General features: G+C 70.6%; 15 protein-coding genes. 5 read left to right on the forward strand and 10 right to left on the reverse strand.

The genetic code is table 11. From position 1 onward, the window contains the following. The first annotated feature begins 68 nt into the window (after positions 1-68). Positions 69-356, forward strand: a complete 288-nt coding sequence (locus tag GD880_RS14850; protein ID WP_152232384.1) for a hypothetical protein — start codon at positions 69-71, stop codon at positions 354-356. A 116-nt stretch (positions 357-472) separates the two neighbouring features. On the opposite strand, the gene GD880_RS14855 is transcribed toward GD880_RS14850, so the two are convergent. From GD880_RS14855 to GD880_RS14895, 9 genes are all read right to left on the reverse strand, one after another. Then, positions 473-937 (reverse strand): VOC family protein, encoded by a 465-nt coding sequence (locus tag GD880_RS14855; protein WP_152232385.1) that lies wholly within the window; start codon positions 935-937, stop codon positions 473-475. A gap of 182 nt (positions 938-1,119) precedes the next feature. Next, positions 1,120-4,416, reverse strand: coding sequence for a fused isobutyryl-CoA mutase/GTPase IcmF (gene icmF / locus GD880_RS14860; protein ID WP_152232386.1), 3,297 nt, complete (start codon positions 4,414-4,416; stop codon positions 1,120-1,122). Between the two features lie 101 nt (positions 4,417-4,517). Then, positions 4,518-5,060: an LURP-one-related/scramblase family protein gene (locus tag GD880_RS14865; RefSeq protein WP_152232387.1), complete on the reverse strand. Its 543-nt coding sequence runs from the start codon at positions 5,058-5,060 to the stop codon at positions 4,518-4,520. A 212-nt stretch (positions 5,061-5,272) separates the two neighbouring features. Continuing rightward, positions 5,273-6,382, reverse strand: a complete 1,110-nt coding sequence (locus tag GD880_RS14870) for an ABC transporter ATP-binding protein (protein ID WP_193314543.1) — start codon at positions 6,380-6,382, stop codon at positions 5,273-5,275. Beyond that, positions 6,379-7,695, reverse strand: a complete 1,317-nt coding sequence (locus GD880_RS14875) for an extracellular solute-binding protein (RefSeq protein WP_152232389.1) — start codon at positions 7,693-7,695, stop codon at positions 6,379-6,381. Before GD880_RS14875 ends, GD880_RS14870 begins: the two co-directional genes overlap by 4 nt. Before the next feature lie 89 nt (positions 7,696-7,784). Next, positions 7,785-8,606, reverse strand: coding sequence for a carbohydrate ABC transporter permease (locus GD880_RS14880; protein ID WP_152232390.1), 822 nt, complete (start codon positions 8,604-8,606; stop codon positions 7,785-7,787). Further along, positions 8,603-9,562 (reverse strand): carbohydrate ABC transporter permease, encoded by a 960-nt coding sequence (locus GD880_RS14885; RefSeq protein ID WP_152232391.1) that lies wholly within the window; start codon positions 9,560-9,562, stop codon positions 8,603-8,605. The genes GD880_RS14880 and GD880_RS14885 overlap by 4 nt, the downstream gene beginning before the upstream one ends. Further along, positions 9,559-11,727 carry an outer membrane protein assembly factor BamB family protein gene (locus GD880_RS14890; protein WP_152232392.1) on the reverse strand — a complete coding sequence of 723 codons (2,169 nt, stop codon included), beginning with the start codon at positions 11,725-11,727 and terminating at the stop codon, positions 9,559-9,561. The genes GD880_RS14885 and GD880_RS14890 overlap by 4 nt, the downstream gene beginning before the upstream one ends. A 37-nt stretch (positions 11,728-11,764) precedes the next feature. Continuing rightward, positions 11,765-12,628: a MurR/RpiR family transcriptional regulator gene (locus GD880_RS14895; RefSeq protein WP_226909697.1), complete on the reverse strand. Its 864-nt coding sequence runs from the start codon at positions 12,626-12,628 to the stop codon at positions 11,765-11,767. 137 nt (positions 12,629-12,765) lie between these two features. On the opposite strand from GD880_RS14895, the gene GD880_RS14900 reads away from it, so the two are divergent. The 4 genes from GD880_RS14900 (at position 12,766) to GD880_RS14915 (ending at position 18,599) form a co-directional block, all read left to right on the forward strand. After that, complete coding sequence (locus GD880_RS14900) at positions 12,766-13,407, forward strand: HAD family hydrolase (protein ID WP_152232393.1); 642 nt, start codon at positions 12,766-12,768, stop codon at positions 13,405-13,407. 145 nt (positions 13,408-13,552) lie between these two features. Beyond that, positions 13,553-14,647 (forward strand): S-(hydroxymethyl)mycothiol dehydrogenase, encoded by a 1,095-nt coding sequence (locus GD880_RS14905; protein ID WP_152232394.1) that lies wholly within the window; start codon positions 13,553-13,555, stop codon positions 14,645-14,647. A 31-nt stretch (positions 14,648-14,678) separates the two neighbouring features. Next, entirely contained in the window at positions 14,679-15,305 is a 627-nt protein-coding gene (locus tag GD880_RS14910; RefSeq protein WP_152232395.1) for an MBL fold metallo-hydrolase, read from the forward strand. A gap of 207 nt (positions 15,306-15,512) precedes the next feature. After that, entirely contained in the window at positions 15,513-18,599 is a 3,087-nt protein-coding gene (locus tag GD880_RS14915; RefSeq protein WP_152232415.1) for a DEAD/DEAH box helicase, read from the forward strand. Between the two features lie 111 nt (positions 18,600-18,710). On the opposite strand, the gene GD880_RS14920 is transcribed toward GD880_RS14915, so the two are convergent. Beyond that, positions 18,711-19,346, reverse strand: coding sequence for an ADP-ribosylglycohydrolase family protein (locus GD880_RS14920; RefSeq protein ID WP_226909701.1), 636 nt, complete (start codon positions 19,344-19,346; stop codon positions 18,711-18,713). Between the last annotated feature and the right edge of the window lie 61 nt (positions 19,347-19,407).

Raw genomic sequence — 19,407 nt, forward strand, 5'->3', positions numbered from 1 at the left:
CGCACCGTCGGCGGCCTCGCCTCGCCGGACCGGTTGCCGTCGCGCCGACCGCAGGCAGCATGGACGGCATGGAGACCTACATCGTCCCCGTGACGTTCCCCGACCTGGACACCGCCAAGCGGGACGCGAGCTCGCTCGTGGACGCGCTGCGCACCGCGGGCCTGCACGCCGAGATGGCCGACGACCCGCGGCTCGAGTCCGAGAACGACGCCGACCGGCTCGACCCCGGACCGACGACCCGGGAGCTGCACGTGCACGCCGAGAGCGTCGAACAGGTCCGCGAGCGCGTGCGGGTGGTCGTGGACGGCCAGTTCCCGCCGGGAATGGTGCTGCTGGGCGTGCCGACCCCGCTCTGACCTGATCACCCGAGCGACCACAATGGCGTTGTGGTCGCTCGTTCACCGCTCATCCGGAGGACCCTCGCCGTACTGCCGCCGTCTTCGCCCGCCCCGACGTTCGACCATCGCCGCCTTCATGACGCCGGGTGAGCCGGCAACCAGGCGGACCAGTCGCCCTCCGGGTCGGTCGTTTGCCCCACCTCGATCAGATACCCGTCGGGATCGCGGATGTAGCAACGAATCTCGAACTGGTGCCGCTTCGGTGGCGTCAGAAATTGAGCACCCCGGGCGCTCCATTCCGCATACTTGGCGCCAATGTCTGCGACCCGAATGTTGAGGAAGCTGCTCACCCGGTCAGGGTCGGATGGCGTCTCCAGAGTGACAGTGGGCTTGTCGTCGGTCGGGCCGCCGCCGACGTTGATGATGATGAACGTGTTGGCGAGTGCCACATAGGTCAGGGATCCTTTGGTGAAGGCCACCTTGCCGCCCAGCACCTCGGTGTAGAAGCGGCGAGAGCGCTCGACGTCGTCCGACACGATGAAGTGAGCCACCATCATTCCCGCTGCGGCCCCTCCCCCAGGCTGCGCCATGTCGGCCATCTGACACCTCCGCTGGTTGGGTTCACACTGCTCCGTTGGTTGGGCTTCACACCCGGTCACGACAGGGTTTGAAGCGACCATCCGTTGTTGAATATTGATCACGAAGAAGCCCGGATCGGCATTCTGGTCACTGCCAGAATGACGTTTTGGTCGCAGCCAGAATGGCAGGTTGGCTGCTGGAGTCAGACGTTGCGGCGGTACTTCCCGCCGACGTCGAAGAGCGCCTGGGAGATCTCCCCCAGCGAGCACACCCGAACCACGTCCATGAGGACGTCGAAGACGTTCGCCCCCGCGAGCGCCGCGGCCCGCAGCCGGGCCAGCGCCGCCGGCCGCTCGGCGGCGTGGGCGGCCTGGAAGGCGCGCAGCCGCTCGACCTGTCCGCGCTTCTCCTCCTCGGTGGAGCGGGCCAGCCGCAGCGGGTCGGTGGGCGCGGCCTCGCCGTCGGGAATCCGGAAGGTGTTGACCCCGACGATGGGCAGCGACCCGTCGTGCTTGCGCTGCTCGTACAGCAGCGACTCGTCCTGGATCCGCCCGCGCTGGTAGCCGGTCTCCATCGCGCCGAGCACGCCGCCGCGGGCGGAGATGCGGTCGAGCTCGTCGAGCACCGCCCGCTCGACCAGGTCGGTGAGCTCGGCGAGGAGGAACGAGCCCTCATTGGGGTTCTCGTTCATCATCGGGCCCCACTCCTGGTTGATGATGAGCTGGATGGCCAGGGCCCGGCGCACCGACTCCGCCGTCGGCGTCGTGACCGCCTCGTCGTAGGCGTTGGTGTGCAGGGAGTTGGCGGCGTCGTACAGGGCGATGAGGGCCTGCAGCGTGGTGCGGATGTCGTTGAACGCCATCTCCTGGGCGTGCAGCGACCGGCCCGAGGTCTGGATGTGGTACTTCAGCCGCTGGCTGCGCGCGTTCGCCCCGTACCGGTCGCGCAGCACGATCGCCCAGATCCGCCGCGCCACCCGCCCGAGCACCGAGTACTCGGGGTCCATGCCGTTGGAGAAGAAGAAGGACAGGTTGGCCGCGAAGTCGTCGATCGCCATGCCGCGGGCGAGGTAGGCCTCGACGTAGGTCAGCCCGTTGGCGAGGGTGAAGGCGAGCTGGCTGATGGGGTTCGCCCCGGCCTCGGCGATGTGGTACCCGCTGATGGACACCGAGTAGAAGCGGCGCACCTCGTGGGCCACGAACCACTCCTGCACGTCGGCCATGACCGTGAGGGCGAAGTCGGTGGAGAAGATGCAGGTGTTCTGCCCCTGGTCCTCCTTGAGGATGTCCGCCTGGACGGTGCCGCGCACGGTGCGCAGCACGTAGGCGCGGATCTCCTCGGCCTCCCCCGGCGACGGCGGCCGGCCCCGCTCGGCGGCGAAGGCCTCCAGCCGCTGGTCGATGGCGGTGGTGAGGAACATTGCCAGGATGGTCGGCGCGGGGCCGTTGATGGTCATCGACACCGAGGTGTTCGGCGCGCACAGGTCGAACCCGGCGTACAGGGCCTTCATGTCCTCCAGCGTCGCGATCGACACCCCGGAGTTGCCGACGCGGCCGTAGACGTCGGGCCGCTCCTCGGGGTCGGCGCCGTAGAGGGTGACGGAGTCGAACGCCGTGGACAGGCGGACGGCGGGCTGGCCCTCGGCGAGCAGGTGGAAGCGGCGGTTGGTGCGGGCGGGGTCGCCCTCGCCGGCGAACATGCGGGCGGGGTGCTCGTCGGTGCGCCGGCGGGTGAACACCCCTGCGGTGTAGGGGAAGTGGCCGGGCAGGTGCTCCCCGCGCAGCCAGGTGAGCAGGTCGCCGTCGTCGTGCAGGCGCGGCAGGGCCAGGCGCGGGACGGGGGTGCCGGAAAGCGACAGCGCCGGCTCGATGGACTGCGCGGCGGCGGCGAGCGTGGGCCACTCGTCGAGCAGGGCGCGGCTGTCCTCGCCGACCCGCTCGGCGGCGTCGGCGACGGCGTCGTCGAGGTCGGGCGGGGCGCCGGCGAGCCGGGTACTCATCAGGTCCCGCGCGGCGGTGAGGCGCTGCAGGTCGCGGGCGGCGCCGGACTGCTCGGCGGTGCGGCGGTGATAGGCGCGCACCGCCTCGGCGGACTCGGCGAGGTAGCCGACCCGGGCGACCGGGACGAGCGGGGCCACCTGGGTGGAGACCCGACCGGGGACCGGGGCCAGCAGCGGCTCGCGCACCGGCAGCCCGCGGGCGGCGAGCAGGTCGCGCAGGTGCTGGTAGAGGGCGGTGACGCCGTCGTCGTTGACCCGGGAGGCGACGGTGCCGAAGACCGGCAGCTCCTCTGGCGGGGCGGCGAAGGCCAGTCGGTTGCGGGCCACCTGGCGGCGCACGTCGCGCAGGGCGTCCTCGGCGCCGCGCCGGTCGAACTTGTTGATGACGACGACCTCGGCGAGGTCGAGCATGTCGATCTTCTCGAGCTGGGTGGCCGCGCCGAACTCGGGGGTCATCACGTAGACGGGCACGTCGACGTGGTCGACGACGCCGGCGTCGCCCTGGCCGATGCCAGGGGTCTCGACGATCACGAGGTCGGCGCCCCAGGCCTTGGCGGCGGCGACCATGTCGTCCAGCGCGGCGGGCAGGTCTCCGCCGGCGCCGCGGGTGGCGACGGAGCGGAAGAAGACGTGCGGGCCCAGGGCGTTCATCCGGATGCGGTCGCCCAGCAGCGCCCCGCCGCCGCGCCGGCGGGTGGGGTCGACGGCGAGCACGACGATCCGCAGCGCGTCGCCCTGGTCCAGCCGGGCCCGGATGAGCAGCTCGTCGGTGAGCGAGGACTTGCCCGAGCCGCCGGTGCCGGTGACCCCTAGCACAGGTGCGGTGGAGCGCGCAGCGGTTTCACGTGAAACTTCGCGATGGTTCTCGGGCAACCGGCCGAGCTCGACGGCGGTGAGGGTGCGGGCCAGCGCGCGGGCGTCGCCGGCCAGCAGGTCGTCGGGGTCGGGCGGGCCGCCGGCGGCGTCGACGGGGTCGACGTCGGCCTCGCGCACGACGGTGTTGACCATGGCCGCGAGGCCCATGCGCTGGCCGTCCTCCGGGGAGAAGATGTGCACGCCGAGCTCGGCGAGCCGGGCGATCTCGTCCGGGACGATCACGCCCCCGCCACCGCCGAAGACCTTGACGTGGCCGCAGCCCTCCTCGCCCAGGCGCTGGACGAGGTAGGCGAAGTACTCCATGTGCCCGCCCTGGTAGGACGAGATGGCCACGGCCTGGGCGTCCTCCTGGACGGCTGCGGTGACGACGTCGTCGACCGAGCGGTCGTGGCCGAGGTGGATGACCTCGCAGCCCTGGGCCTGCAGGATGCGGCGGATGATGTTGATTGCGGCGTCGTGGCCGTCGAAGAGGCTGGCGGCGGTCACCACCCGAACAGGGCGGGCCGGGACGTGGAGCTGGCCCGGCGTTGGTCGCGGGTCGGTCGCGAGCGCGGTCGATGCCGCACCGCCGGAGGTTGTCGCGGCGCGGTGGCGCACGTCTTCTCGCTGTCCGTCGTTGGACATGTCCTGAGGGTACGGCGGCCCGCCCACGGAGGGCGATCAATCGGTCCAGCAGCGAATGCGCAGCCGCCGGGCGCCCTTCCCTCCGCCCTCCGCGGCGGCGGTCATCGTCCTGGCTGGGCCATCATGTCGACCGCCACCGTGGCCGCCAGCACGACCACCGGGTCCTGGCCCGGGGCTATCTCCACGCCGTAGGTGTCGGCCACCCGGAACCACTTCTTCGACACGGTGGCCACCGCGGTGCGCCCGTCCGTGAAGGTGTACTCGTGGTCCAGGATGTTGCCCTGGATGTCCAGGTCCGGGCCGTCGCCGATCTTGACCACCCAACGATCCCGGAGCGGGCTGATGAGAGCCTTCTTCACCAGCGCCATCCGGTGGCCGTCGGCGTCCTCGACCTCCATCGAGTCCTTGACCCGGGCGACCCGCTCCTGGACCTTGGCCAGCTCCCGGCCGTCCGGGTCCTCGAGGATCAGCGTCTTGCGCAGCCGCAACGCCTTGCCGTCGACCTTGTACGCCCGCTCCCCGCGGTCGGTCTCGATCCAGTAGTCGTCGCCGATCGAGACCAGCCGCTGGCGCATCCGGTAGTGCACCCGCTGATCGCCGTCCGTGCGCTCCTCGCGCCGTTCGGCTCGCCTTCCTCGCAACATGGCCGCCGTCCTTCCATCTCGACGCGGCCAGCGTTGCGCGTATGGCCGTTCGGCGACTCGTCCGCGGTGGCCGATTGCTCAGGCGGGTCTCGTCGGCCCGGGCGTGACCGCGCGCGGGCGCCGCAGGAGGTGCCCCTACACCTCCTGCGGCGCCGGTCGTGCCCCGCCGACACCACGGGACTCGGACCACCCGGGCGATCGACGCCCGGACCTCAGACCCCCGCGAGCGCCCCCTCACGCAGGGTCACACCACGCTCACGGGCGTTGCCGAGCCGCTTCTGGGTGGCCCGGGAGTACACGTGCACGTGCTCGCGCTCGCACCAGGCGGTGACATGCTCCCCCACGGCCGGGGCCGCGTCCCCCGGCAGCAGCACCGCGAACGATCCGCCCGCGGGCAGCTGGACGTGCACCACCCGCTCGCGCCCGGTGGGCTCGATGAGCACCACCCGGCCGGAGAGCCGCCACACCGCGGGCGACAGCGGGTCCCCCTCGCCGGGGTAGAGCCGCTCGGGCCGCACCCCCAGCGTGACGGGCCCCGCCTCCCCGCCGTCGTGCCGTCCGAAGGCCGAGGTGCGGTCGGCGTCGTCGACATCGAAGAGGTTCATCGGCGGGGTGCCGACGAAACCGGCCACGAACAGCGTCTCGGGGCGCCGGTACAGCTCGTCCGGTGTGCCGACCTGCTCGATGCGCCCCTTGTTGATCACCGCGATCCGCGAGGCCATGGCCATGGCGTCGGCCTGGTCGTGGGTGACGTTGATGCCGGTGGCGCCTGCGGACTGGAGCAGCCCGGCGATCTCCACGCGCAGCGCGGCGTGCAGCTGGGCGTCGAGCCCGGAGAGCGGTTCGTCGAGCAGCACGATGCCGCTGCGCCGGGCCAGCGCCCGTGCCAGGGCGATGCGTTGGCGCTGCCCACCGGACATCTGCTTCGGCTTGCGGTCCAGCAGGTGCTCGACACGCATGCGGGTGGCGATGTCCGTCGCGCGGACGTCCGCCTCGGCCTTGCTCAGCTTCTTCCCGTGCCGCAGCCCCAGGGTGATGTTCTCGCGGGAGGTCAGGTGCGGGTAGAGGGCGTAGCTCTGGAAGACGATCGCGACGTCCCGCTGCTCGGGGGCGACGCCGTTCTGGAGGACGCCGCCGAAGCGGATCTCGCCGTCGTCGACCTCCTCCAGGCCCGCGATCGCCCGCAGCAGCGTGGACTTGCCCGAGCCGGACGGGCCCAGGATGGCGACGTTCTCGCCGTCCTGGATCTCCAGGCTGATGTCGTCCAGCGCGGTGACGGCGCCGAACCGCTTGGTGACGCCGGCGATCTGGACGACCGTCACTTCGTCCCCACGATGGAGTTGATCGTGCTCACGGCCTGGTCCACGGCCGCCTTGGTCTCGGTGCCGGCCTGGAGCTGCTCGACCATGTACAGCAGCGCGTCGTTGACCTCGGCGGTGTGCGCGCCGTCGAAGCCGCCCCAGGGGGTCAGCTCGGTGTCGAACAGCCAGGCGAACTCCATCTGGGGCGTGGCCTCCGGGGAGGCGAGGAGCTCGTCGCGGGCCTCGGTGTCCACCGGGATATAGCTGCGCTGGGTGCCGGAGGCGAGCATGACCGCCTCGGGGCTGAGGATCTCGCCGACCAGCTCGCTGGCGAACGCGGCGCGGCAGGCGTCCTCGGAGAGGACGATCCAGCCGTTGCCGCCGGCCGGCATCGGCCGGCCGGTCTCGCCGTCGACGCTGGGCACGTGGATCGGCATCCACTCGAAGCCGTCGCCGACGGACTCCTTGAGGGCGGCGATGTTGGAGGTGGTGATCATGGAGACGGCCAGGTCGCCGGTGCCGAACGCGTTGAGCGCGTCGGAGGTGTGCGGCAGGCCGGCCTCCAGGCCCTGACGGGCGAGCTCGGACCAGATGTCCAGTGCGGCCACCCCGGTGTCGTCGCCGAAGGCGGCGCTGCCGTCCTCGGCCACCAGCGTGCCGCCGGAGTTCTGGACCAGGCCCTGGGAGAACCACTCGGGCAGGCCCTGCGGCGGGATGGACACCGACGGCTTGCCAGTGTGGTCGGTGACCTTCTTCGCGACCTCGAGCAGGTCGTCGTAGGTCTTGATGTCCGCGGCCTTGCCGGCCCCGGCGGCGTCGAGGAGGTCCTGGTTGACGGCCATGGCGGGGGAGGAGATCTGCGCTGGGGCGAGGTAGACCTTGCCGTCGATGGTGCCCGCGCCGAGGAACTGCTCCTGGTAGGTGTCGGCGAGCACGCTGGTGTCGAACTCGGTGGGGTTGTACTCGGAGACCCAGAACGGCAGCTGGCCGAGACCGGTCATGATGAGGTCGGGCCGCTTGCCCACGGCGATGTCCGCGACGATCTGCTGGGTGAGCTCGGGGTAGCTGGTGGAGGCGCTGACCTGCTCGTCGATCTCCAGGCCCGGGTACTTCTCGCCGAGCTTGGCCACGGCGTGCTCCATGGGCTCGGTGGCCAGCGAGTTGTAGGTGACGGTCAGCGTGGTGCCGTCGGCCTCGCACTGGTTGACGTCGGCCGCGGTGGCGACGGCCGCACCGGGCTCCTCGCCCTCCGCGGCGGAGCAGGCGGCCAGGGTCAGGGCCAGCGCGGTGAGGGTGGCGCCGATGACGAGGGGACGGCGACGGTTCGTGGGCATGGTGAACTCATTTCTGTGTGGGAGGGGGAAACCGGGCAGGTCTGGGTGGTGGCGGAACGGGGGCGCGACGGCGGAGGTGTGCGCCGGCGTCAGCCGGTGACCTCGGTGCCGCTCATGCCGCGAACGAACTGCTTCTGCGCGACGAGGAAGAGCAGCACGATCGGCAGGGTCACGAGGGTGGCGCCCGCCGCGAGCGCGCCGTAGTCGAAGCCGGTGGCGGCGTCCTGGAAGATGGCCAGGGCCAGCGGCGGGGTGGAGATTTGGGGGCTGCGGGCCACGAGCAGCGGCCACATGTAGTCGTTCCAGTGGACGAAGATCGAGTACACGCTGAACGCTGCGATCCCGGGGCGGGCCATCGGGACGGCGACGCCCAGCAGGGTGCGGACCGGGCCGAGGCCGTCCATCGCCGCCGCCTCCATCAGGGCGTCGGGGATGGCCATCATCTGCTGGCGGATCATGAAGATCCCCAGCACCGAGGTGGAGAACGGCAGGATCAGGGCGGCGAGGGTGTCCGCCAGCCCGGCCTGGTTCAGCCCGATGAACAGCGGGATCATCGTGACCTGCGAAGGCACGAGCAGGCACAGCAGCACGAAGGCGAACGCCTTGCCGGTCCACCGGCGCCGGTGCTTGGCCAGCACGAAGGCCGCCGGCACCACGGTGAGCAGCTGCAGCGCGAGGATCGACACGGTGACGACGACGCCCACACCCATGGCCTGACCGAGGTTGCCCTGTGTCCAGGCCCGGGCATACCCGGTGAAGGTGGGGTTCTGCGGCAGGAACGAGAGGCCGTCGAAGAAGACCTCGTCCGCGGGCGCCACGGACGTGCGCAGCATCCAGTAGAAGGGGAACAGGGCGACGACCACGGCGAGGCCGATGAAGGCCCACAGCGCGGGGCGGCGGGTGCGGCTCATCGGTCCTCACTCCCCAGCAGGGCCTTGCGCTGCCACAGGCCCACGGCCAGGAGGGCGAGCAGCAGGAGGAAGTTCAGCGCCGAGGCCGCGCCGAGGTTGAAGTACTCGAAGCCGTAGCGCCAGGTGAGCGTCTGGATGAGCTCGGTGGAGTAGCGCGGGCCGCCGTCGGTCATCACCCGGACGGTGTCGAAGGCCTGGACGGACTGCAGGATCGCCATGACGACAGCGAAGATCACCGAGGGGCGCATGGCCGGCAGCGTGATCCTGGTGAGCTTGGTCCAGCCGGTGATGCCCTCCATGCGGGCGGCCTCGTTCATGGTGCCCGGGATCGTCGTCAGTCCGGCGAAGAAGATCATCATGGTGAACGACGCGGTGCGCCAGATGCCCACGAGCGCCACGGTGAGCAGCGAGGTGTCGGTGCTGCCCAGCCAGTTGACCGGGGCGAGGCCGACCAGGCCGAGGAGCTGGTTGGCGAAGCCGCCGCGCAGGTCGAAGATCCACTTGAAGGTCACGGCCATCGCGACGAGGTTGGCGGTCATCGGCAGGAACAGCAGGGTCCGGGCGAGCGCCTTGCCGCGGGTGAGGGCGTCGGTCGCCAGGGCGAGGGCCAGCCCGATCGCCAGGGACGGCACGATCGTGACGACGGAGTAGACCGCGGTGTTGGTGATCGCCTTGCGGGCGCTCGTGTCGCCGAGGAGCGCGGTGTAGTTGCCCAGGCCCACGAACTCCCACGACCCGCCGGTGAGCGGGATCCGGAAGAAGCTGCCGACGAAGGACAGCACGGCGGGCAGGAGCACGAAGACGAAGGCGAGCAGCAGGGCCGGGGTCACCATGAGCGCCGGGGCGAGCCGGCGCCGGCGGGGCGCGGCGGCCGGGCGGGGCGCGGCGGCGCCGTGCGGCGGGGCCGCCTGGCGCGCCTCCGGCCGCGATCTCGCGGGGGCGGTGGTCGCGCTCATGACAGGTCTCCCTTGCTCAGGGCGAAGACGGCGCCGTCCACGCCGACGCCGACGACGTGCTCGCCGGCGTCGGTCAGCGGCGCGGCGATCGGGATGCCGAGGTCGAGGCGCGCCAGCTCCTGGCCCTCGAGGGAGAAGGTGCGCACGGTCCCGTCCAGGCCGGGCAGCAGCAGCCGGTCCTCGACGAGCAGCGGCGGGGCGAGGACGGTGCCGCCGGTCTTGGCGTAGGGCTGCATCGGGAAGGGCGCCGCCGGGGCCACCGCGACGTCCCACTGGGTGCCGCCATCCGCGGCGTCGAGCAGGCGCAGGCCGCGCCCGCCCACGGTGACCACCACGCCCGCCTCGGTGACCAGCGGGGACGCTGGGCTGAAGGTCCCCTCGTGGGACGCGACCCACCGCAGCCGCCCGGAGGTGGCGTCGACGCTGATGGTCGCGGAGTAGCCGGGCATGAGCACCGCGTTCGTCCCCGGGTCGAAGGCGGCGGTCCCCATCACCAGCAGACGCTTGGCCTCGGCCAAGTCGGCCAGCGAGGCGGCGGCCTCGGCGGGCCACCGGTCCGCGCCGGTGGCCAGGTCGAGCCCGCGGGGGTACTGCGGGCTGGGCCACCAGCCGATCGCGACGAGGTCCCCGACCACCAGCGGCGCGGCGTGGTTGACGAGGTTGTGGTGCGGGGCCAGGTCGGTCCGGCGCCAGAGCACCTCCCCGGTGGCGACGTCCAGGCGGCGCAGGTCCGCCTGGTCCCCCACCACGACGCTCTGGCCGGCGGGGGTAGGCGCGCCCCACGCGAACCGGCGCAGCGGGTCGGAGGAGGCGCGGCGCCACACCGGCTCGCCGGTGTCGGCCCGGTAGGCGGCGACGTCGCCGGTGACCTCGGCGGCCACCACCAGGTCGCCGACGACGGCGGGGGTCACCTTCACCGCCGCGGCGGTGGGGGCCGTCCACAGCACCTCCCCGGTGCGGGCGTCCAGGGCCTGCACCGCGCCGGCGGGGCCGTCCTCGTGCTGCGAGCCGGCGAACAGCCGGTCGCCCCTGGCGCTCACGCCCTGGCGGTGCCCGGCACCGGCCAGGGAGGTCTGCCACGCCACGAGGCCTGCGCCGGGGCGCCTTGTACCCGCGGCCGGGACGGGGCGCGGCGTGGCGGCGATGGTGGCCTTGCGCAGCGCGCCCGCCGCCTCGGGCCCGACAGGGTCGTGGAGGGCGATCGTGTCCAGGGTGAAGCGCTCACCGTCCCAGGTGACCTTGCGCCACGACGGCGGGGAGTAGTCGAGGCCGCCGAAGAAGGCCGGAGGTGTGTTGACGTGCAGGACGCCGTCGACCTCGACCACCCGGGAGGTGTGCCAGTGCCCGGAGAAGGTCGCCACGGGCGGCCGGGGGGCGGCGTCGAGCACGTACCGGCCCGGCTGGTCGTGGAAGAGCAGGGCCCACGGCGTCTGCGCGGAAACCTGTGCGAGGTCCGCGCGCAGCCAGGCCTCCTGAGCGGCGTCGTCGAGGCCGAGCTCGTGGGTGTGCCAGTCCATGGCCACCACGTGCAGCCCCGGCACGTCGAAGCTGTACCAGCGCGGGCCGAGGTGGCGCTCGTACTCGGCAGGGTCGCCGGTGTTGGTGAGGTAGTTGTGCGCGGTGACCACGCTCTCGTGGCTGCCGTTCATGTGGTCGTGGTTGCCGGCGATGGTGTGCACGGGCGCCGGGCTGGCCCCGAGCACCTCCATCAGCGCCGCGTACTCGTCCGGCAGGCCGTGGTCCACGAGGTCGCCGGTGAGGAAGACCGCCTGGACGTCGGGGGCGAGCTCGGGCAGCGCGGTGAGGAAGTCACCCAGCTCCTCGGCCAGGCCGCCTTCGGGGTACAGCGCGGCCTTGCTGCGCTGGCTGCCCACCGCCATGCCGCCGGGGACGGAGACATGGGTGTCGCTGAGGTGGACGAACGCGAACGGCAGCGACTGGTGCTGCTCCGCGAGGTCGAAGGTGATCGGTTCGGGCCGGGCGGGCTGCCACCAGGGCGAGGCGGTGAAGCCCGCGGGGCGGGTGAGGAACACGAAGCTGCCGCGGTCGGGGAGGCGGAACGTGCCGTCGTCGTCGGTGCGGACGACGTCGTGGCCGTTGGACACCATCACGCCGCGCATCCCGCGGCCGTCGGGTCCACGAACGATTCCGTGCATGGCTCTCATCTCGTTGTGCTGGAGGGGGAGGGGTGACCGGGCGTGGCTAGAAGCGGTGCTCGGCCAGGACGTCGGAGGCGGCCTGCAGGTGCTCCTCGGCACCGGCCACGCGCTGCTTGAGGACGAGGAAGATGGCGTCCAGGACGGTCAGGTGGACCAGCCGGCTGGTCAGGGCCTCCACGCGGACCTTCGTCTCGGCGCTACCGGCGACGATCGCGGCGTCCGCGATCTCGGTGAGCGGGGAGCTGGCGAAGGAGGTGATGACGTAGACCCGGGCGCCGGCGGCCTTGGCCGCGCGGGCGGCAGCGAGGGTCTCGAACGTGGACCCGGTGTGGCTGATGGCGAGGAAGGCGGAGTCCGGACCGAGCATGCGGGCGCAGACGTGCTGCGCGTGCACGTCGGTGACGAAGGTCGCGTCCAGGCCGAGGGTGGTCAGGCGGTAGGCGGCGTCGGCGGCCACCGGCGCCGAGGTGCCGACGGCGCCGAGCTGGATGCGGCGGGCCGCAAGGAGGCCCTCGACCAGGTTGTTCACGGACGCCGGGTCGAGCACGGCGGCGGCGGACTCCAGGGCGGCGGCCGTGTCGCGGAGCACCGCGACGGTGGCGCGGTGGGCGTCCTGAGGCTCGACGGCGACGAGGGCGTCGACGTGCTCCGAGGGCACGTGCGCCAGGGCGACGCGGGTCTTGAGGTCCTGGAACCCGCGCAACCCGATGGAGGTACACATGCGCACCACGCTCGCGGGGGAGGATCCCGCGCGGGCGGCGAGCTGGGTGACCGAGAGATCGATGACGCCGATCGGGTCTGCGAGAAAGACGTCCGCGACGCGGCGCTCGGCGGGCGAGAAGGCGGGGAGGTGAGACCGCACCCGCTCCCGCACGTCGGCTTCGTTTACGGTGTTTTCGCTGGCCACGGCAGTGACGCTAGGTAGGGGTTGTGAACGTCATCCGCCCCCGAGGTGAACCGTGAAAGAACATTTCACGTCCCGGCTGTTCATGAAACTGGGCTTCAGTGGGCGCTTTCCGCACCTCGCTGTAAAGGAGCTCTCACATGTCCGAGCCGACTCGTTCTCTGGTCCTGGTGGACTGGAACGGCACCGTCATGGACGACCTCGACCGGGCGCTGGCCGCCATCAACGCTGCCATCGCCGAGCACGGACTGCCCGATCTGGACCGGCCCGGCTTTCAGGGTTCGTTCACGCTCCCGATGCGGAGGTGGCTGCTCGAGCTGGGTGTCTCTGAGGAGCACGCGGAGGCTGTGGAGGCGGCGTGGAACACCGGGATGCAGACCCCGGCACCGCTGCGGGCCGGCGTCGCCGACACGCTCCGGGCGCTGCGCGCGGCGGGGGCCGTGACGGGAGTGGTGACCGCGGCGAGCGAGGCGGCCATGCGCTACGACGTCGAGCACACCGGCCTGCAGGGCGTCTTCGACCACGTGCACACGTCGGTGCGGGACAAGGCCGCCCGCCTGGCCGAGCTGCGCTCGCTGGGCCGCGAGGCGTTCTACGTGGGCGACACCGCCTACGACATCGAGTGCGCGCGCAGCGCCGGGTACATCGCGATCGGGGTCGGAGCGGGCTACCAGGCGGAGGCGATCCTCGCGGCGGCGGGGGCGGACCACCATCTGGAGCGCTTCGCGGACCTGCTCGGCATCGTCGGTCATGAGCACGTCGCCGTGGCTCGAGCCAGGTGACCGCGGCCTTCGGGGCGATCACCGGCCGCACGGTTCCCGGGCACCGTCCGCTCGGCGGAAGCAGTCGAGAACACCGGGGCGCGATGGCTTAAGTTGGACGGCGCCGGGCCGAAATGTGCCCGTCCACCGCACCGAAGGGGGAACGATGCCGTACACCGTCAAGGGAGCCATTGCGCGCAGCGAGGGCGCCGAGGTCGAGATCGTCGACGTCGTGGTGCCCGACCCGGGCCCGGGCGACGTCATCGTCGACATCCAGGCCTGCGGGGTCTGCCACACCGACCTCTCCTACCGCGACGGCGGCATCAACGACGAGTTCCCGTTCCTGCTGGGCCACGAGGCCGCCGGCCGCGTCTCCGCCGTCGGCGAGGGCGTCACGCACGTCCAGGTCGGCGACTACGTGATCCTGAACTGGCGCGCCATCTGCGGCGAGTGCCGGGCCTGCAAGCGCGGCCAGCTGCAGTACTGCTTCAACACGTCCAACGCCAGCAAGAAGATGACGCTGACCGACGGCACCGAGCTGACCCCGGCCCTGGGCATCGGTGCCTTCATCGAGAAGACGATCGTCCACGAGCGCCAGTGCACCAAGGTCGACGAGGCCGCCCAGCCGGAGGTCGCCGGCCTGCTCGGCTGCGGCGTCATGGCCGGCATTGGCGCGGCGATCAACACCGGCGAGGTGCGCCGCGGCGAGTCCGTGGCGGTCATCGGCTGCGGCGGCGTCGGCGACGCCGCCATCGCCGGCGCGAAGCTGGCCGGGGCGACGACGATCATCGCCCTGGACCTCGCCGACGCCAAGCTCGAGGCCGCCAAGCAGTTCGGCGCCACCCACACGATCAACACCTCCGGCATGTCCGAGGACGAGGTCGTCGCGGCGATCCAGGAGCGCACCAACGGCTTCGGCGCCGACGTCGTCATCGACGCCGTCGGCCGCCCGGAGACCTACCGCCAGGCGTTCTACGGCCGCGACCTGGCCGGCCGGGTGGTCCTCGTCGGCGTCCCGCACCCGAAGTTCGAGCTCAACCTCCCGCTCATCGACGTCTTCGGCCGCGGCGGGGCGCTGAAGTCCTCCTGGTACGGCGACTGCCTGCCCGAGCGCGACTTCCCCATGCTGATCGACCTCTACCTCCAGGGCCGCCTGCCGCTGGACAAGTTCGTCACCGAGACCATCTCGGCCGACCAGATCGAGGCCGCGTTCGGCAAGATCCACGACGGCACCGTGCTGCGCTCCGTCGTGACGTACTGACCCCGCTCACCCGCTTCAGAAGGGACCTGCCATGGTGGCCCGTGTCGACAACCTCGTGACCTCCGGGACGTTCTCGCTCGACGGCGGAACCTGGGACGTGGACAACAACGTCTGGCTCGTCGGGGACGACAGCGAGGTGATCGTCATCGACCCCGCCCACGACGCCCGGGCGGTAGCCGACGCCGTCGGCGGTCGCACCGTGAAGGCCGTGCTGCTCACCCACGGGCACGACGACCACATCCGCGCCGTCGCCGAGTTCCGCGACCTCGTCGGCGCCCCGGTGTTCCTCAACCCCGCCGACCGGATGCTCTGGGACGCCGTCTACCCCGATGGCTCCCCGGACCGCGAGATCGCCGACGGCGACGCCTTCGAGGTGGCCGGCACGGTGCTGACCGCCGTGCACACCCCCGGCCACTCCCCCGGCTCGACGTGCTTCTACGCGCCGGACCTCGGCACGATCTTCACCGGCGACACGCTGTTCCAGGGCGGGCCCGGGGCGACGGGCCGGTCGTACTCGGACTATCCCACGATCGTCGCGTCGATCCGCGAGCGGCTGCTGACGCTGCCCGCGGAGACGGTGGTGCGCACCGGGCACGGGGAGAGCACGACCATCGGGGCGGAGAAGCCGTCGCTGCCCGAATGGGAAGCGAAGCTCTAAGGGAGACGACAGCCGCCTCCCCGCCCAGTGCTCCACTGGACCGGGAGGCGGCTTTTGCCGTCACGGGCCGACGGCGATTGCCGCATCTTCCTCGGCCTCACCTGCTCCTTGAGGAGGCGAGGACGCAGATGTCCCGGCGCCCGGTTCGACGTTTCCATCCATGTCACTCCGCAATGACAGACTGCGGACGGCGCTGAGGAGGGCATGTTGGACGAGGGCATTTACGAGCAGCTCATCACCCGGAAGGTCGAGCGAGACCTTTCCGGATTGCCGCACCTGCGCGCGGACCTGCATGTGGTCGATGCGGCGGACGAGCCGGATGTCTTGGCGCGGCACATCGCCGCCGAGGTCGCACGCGTCTTGCGCGATACCAAGAACGAAAACAAGCGCACCGAGCTCGCGAACGAAATCCTTGACGTGCTCCGGGCAGACGCCGAGGCGGTCGCCCCGCCTACCCGACAGCTCCTCTCGCTCGTCGAGCCTGCCCGAATCGGCACGGGGACCAGGTACGCAACGCGCCCGCGCACTCCGCTCTCCGACGCGGCGCTCCTGACCAACGCCAAGAGCGATCCGAGCCTCGGCGCGGAATTGCGTGCCGAGATCGACTCCGCGGATGAAGTCGACCTCCTGTGCGCCTTCGTGAAGTGGCACGGCCTACGCATTCTGGAAGATCCCCTGCGGCGATTTGCCGACCGTGGCGGCCGTCTCCGAGTCATCACGACGACGTACATCGGCGCCACCGAACGCAGAGCGCTGGACCGCCTCGTCGACGAGTTCGGCGCCGAGGTGAAGATCCAGTACGAAATTGCGCGCACCCGGCTGCACGCGAAGTCCTGGCATTTCCGCAGAAGCTCGGGCTTCAACACCGCATACGTCGGTTCATCGAACCTCTCCATGGCCGCACTCCTGGACGGCGTGGAGTGGAACGTCCGCTTGTCGGCGATCGCGACTCCCGCGCTTCTGCAGAAGTTCGACGCGACGTTCGAGACCTACTGGAACGACCCGTCGTTCAGAACCTATGACCCTGCCCAAGACGCCGTCCTGCTGGACGCGTCGCTGGCGGAGGCGAGCGGCCGCTCGACAGGCACGGCCCCGAGCCTCAACCTGTCGGGGCTCGAAGTGCGCGCCTACCCGCACCAGCAGGAGATCCTCGAACAACTCGAGGTGGAACGGACGGTGCACGGTCGTCACCGCAATCTGGTCGTGGCGGCAACGGGCACCGGCAAGACTGTCGTTGCTGCCCTCGACTATCGCAACTTGGCCCAGACGGCAGGACGTCGCCCACGACTTCTCTTCGTGGCGCACCGCATGGAAATTCTTTACCAATCGATGCGCACCTACCGTGAGGTACTCGCGTACGGCACCTTTGGCGAACTCTGGGGCGGCGGGCACATGCCCGAGCGAGGCGACCACCTCTTCGCCACCATCCAAACGCTCGACCGACGGGGCATGACCTCCATCGCACCCGATACGTTCGACGTCATTGTCGTGGACGAGTTCCACCACGCCGAGGCCGCCAGCTACAAGCGACTGCTGGCCCACTTCACACCGACCGAACTACTCGGGCTCACAGCCACGCCCGAGCGTGCCGACGGCGTCGACGTCCGCGACTTCTTCGGCGGGCACACGGCCGCCGAGTTGCGGCTCTGGGACGCCCTCGACGCGAACTTGCTCAGCCCGTTCCATTACTTCGGCATCGCCGACACGGTTGACCTGCGCAACATCGGCTGGAGCCGCGGCCAGTACGACCGCACAGAACTCGAGAACGTCTACACCGGCAACGACGCCCGCACGCACATCATCCTCAAGCAGGTGCACGACAAGGTGGGCGACGTGCAACGCATGCGCGCCCTGGGCTTCTGTGTCGGGGTCCGGCATGCCCAGTACATGGCGGATGCCTTCACGAAGGCCGGCATCCCGTCACGTGCGGTGTGGGGCGACACGGAGACCGAGGCCCGACGGGCCGCCCTCGCCGATCTGCGTGACCGACGCATCAACGTCCTCTTTTCGGCAGACCTCTACAACGAGGGCCTCGACCTCCCCGACGTCGACACCGTGTTGTTCCTTCGGCCGACGGAGAGCGCCACCATCTTCCTTCAGCAACTCGGCCGCGGCCTGAGGCGCACCCCGACCAAGCCAGTCCTCACCGCACTCGACTTCGTGGGCCACCAACGCAAGGAGTTCCGGTTCGACCGGCGCTACCGAGCCATGACCGGAGCCACGCGCGCAGGTCTAAAACGACAGGTTCAGAACGGCTTCCCGTTCCTGCCATCTGGCTCACAGATCGTCCTGGATCGGGAAAGCCAGGCACTGGTCCTCGAGAACATCCGGAGCCAGCTCAATCCCAGCTGGAAGACGCTCGTCCAGGAGTTACGCACTGTCGGCGACGTCTCGCTGAGCAACTTCCTCGACGAAACCGACTTCGAGCTCAGCGACATCCTCAAGAACTCGAAGAACTGGACCAGGCTTCGTCGCGATGCCGGGCTGCATGGGCGCCCGGAGGGCCCGCATCACGAGACCGTCATCAAACGCGGACGTGCACTCGCACACGTTGATGACCTCCCACGCGCAAAGGCCTACCTCCAACTCCTCGCCGACGACGCCCCCCGCTATGCGGACCTGGGCCCAGACCTGCAGCGGTACGCACGCATGCTCGTCTTCAGCATCTGGCCGGACGGTGGGGGCCATCGCTCCTTTGAGCAGGCACTTAAGGCGCTGCGGCCGGAAGTCGCGGCACGCGCGGAATTCCACGAGATCATCGAGTTGGCAACGGCGCGGATCAGCCACGTCCCTGAGGCTCTCGGAGGCCCACTCGCCGGTTCGACGCTCGCCTCACACGCTCATTACACGCGCGAAGAGATTGTCGTCGCCCTCGACTACGCGGGCTTCAATCGCCTGCCGAACAGCTTCCGCGAGGGTGTCTTGTTCTCTGAGCCATGGAAGACCGACGCGTTTCTCGTGACACTCAGGAAGTCGGAAGAAGACTACTCGCCAACCACGATGTACAACGACTACGCGATCAGCCCGGAACTGTTCCATTGGGAGTCGCAGTCCCGCACGACGGTCGCCTCGCCGACAGGCCAGCGCTACCTCAACCACGGCCAGTTGGGCACAAACGTTGTGCTCTTTGCGCGCGAGACAAAGAAGGACCCGCTTGGGACGGCTCCCTACATGTTGCTTGGGGACGCTGAATATGTCAGTCACATAGGAGAGCGCCCGATAGCGATCACTTGGCGGCTCTCGCGCCCGCTCCCGACTGACTTCCTCCAGTCCGCGTCCGTCGTGGCGAGCTAGGCGGACGCGCTGACGTAACGACCCGTAAGCGACAGCCGGAGGCGGTACCTCCGCCGAGCCGGCGGCGATACAACCTCTCTCGTCCGAAGGACTAGTGTTTCGCGCACCTTCTCAAGCGCCAGGTTCAACAGGGGCCTCGCCAGGGCAAGCGGCGAGAACGGCGAGGCCCACCAGTTCGCGCGCCCGCATGGCTGGCCATCCATGGACCTTGCGGCGCCAGGCTGCCGGGACGGCCGAGGCTCCCCAGTAGGCGCCGAGCAGGGCGCCGGCAATGGCGGCGACCGTGTCCGTGTCGTTGCCGATGCGCACCGCCGCGTGAAGAGCGTGCTGGAGGTGCTGGCACGCGAAGCTGTCGGCGTCCCGGTCATCCGCGGGCACCGGCGTGGTCGAGATGGCGTGCCAGGCGGCCTGCAGCGCAGTGACCGTGAAGCCGTTGCCGAACAGGCGAGGTGCGGCATCCGGCCGCTCGGCGTCGTCAAGCCACACCTGCCACTGCTCGCTGCGCTCGGACGGTAGGAGGTCCAGGCCGGCCCGGACATCCAGCCAGCGCTCGGTCACCGCTACGCGGATGGCCTCGCACCACAGCACGCGGGAATCGCCGGCGAGCGGGTCGGCGTGGGTCAGCTCCGCCACCGCCCGGGCCGCCTGCGCCGTCGCGACGCGGTTGTCAACCGCAGTCAGTGATGCCGCTCGCCGATCTTCCCCAGGGGTGCTCGTTGAAATTCCCCACCCGGAGGCGGTTGTCACTGTAGCGGTCGCGGGTTGCCGGTGGTGGCTCGGCGGAGGGTGTCGGTGGCGGCGTGGTGGG

The sequence above is a fragment of the Georgenia ruanii genome, from assembly GCF_009193175.1.
Classification (GTDB): domain Bacteria; phylum Actinomycetota; class Actinomycetes; order Actinomycetales; family Actinomycetaceae; genus Georgenia; species Georgenia ruanii.

Bases quoted from the DNA above. Each gene is read 5' to 3' on its own strand.
- GD880_RS14850 (WP_152232384.1), top strand. From the start codon at position 69: ATGGAGACCTACATCGTCCCCGTGACGTTCCCCGACCTGGACACCGCC.
- GD880_RS14855 (WP_152232385.1), bottom strand. From the start codon at position 937: ATGGCCGACATGGCGCAGCCTGGGGGAGGGGCCGCAGCGGGAATGATG.
- icmF (WP_152232386.1), bottom strand. From the start codon at position 4,416: ATGTCCAACGACGGACAGCGAGAAGACGTGCGCCACCGCGCCGCGACA.
- GD880_RS14865 (WP_152232387.1), bottom strand. From the start codon at position 5,060: ATGTTGCGAGGAAGGCGAGCCGAACGGCGCGAGGAGCGCACGGACGGC.
- GD880_RS14875 (WP_152232389.1), bottom strand. From the start codon at position 7,695: ATGCCCACGAACCGTCGCCGTCCCCTCGTCATCGGCGCCACCCTCACC.
- GD880_RS14880 (WP_152232390.1), bottom strand. From the start codon at position 8,606: ATGAGCCGCACCCGCCGCCCCGCGCTGTGGGCCTTCATCGGCCTCGCC.
- GD880_RS14885 (WP_152232391.1), bottom strand. From the start codon at position 9,562: ATGAGCGCGACCACCGCCCCCGCGAGATCGCGGCCGGAGGCGCGCCAG.
- GD880_RS14890 (WP_152232392.1), bottom strand. From the start codon at position 11,727: ATGAGAGCCATGCACGGAATCGTTCGTGGACCCGACGGCCGCGGGATG.
- GD880_RS14900 (WP_152232393.1), top strand. From the start codon at position 12,766: ATGTCCGAGCCGACTCGTTCTCTGGTCCTGGTGGACTGGAACGGCACC.
- GD880_RS14905 (WP_152232394.1), top strand. From the start codon at position 13,553: ATGCCGTACACCGTCAAGGGAGCCATTGCGCGCAGCGAGGGCGCCGAG.
- GD880_RS14910 (WP_152232395.1), top strand. From the start codon at position 14,679: ATGGTGGCCCGTGTCGACAACCTCGTGACCTCCGGGACGTTCTCGCTC.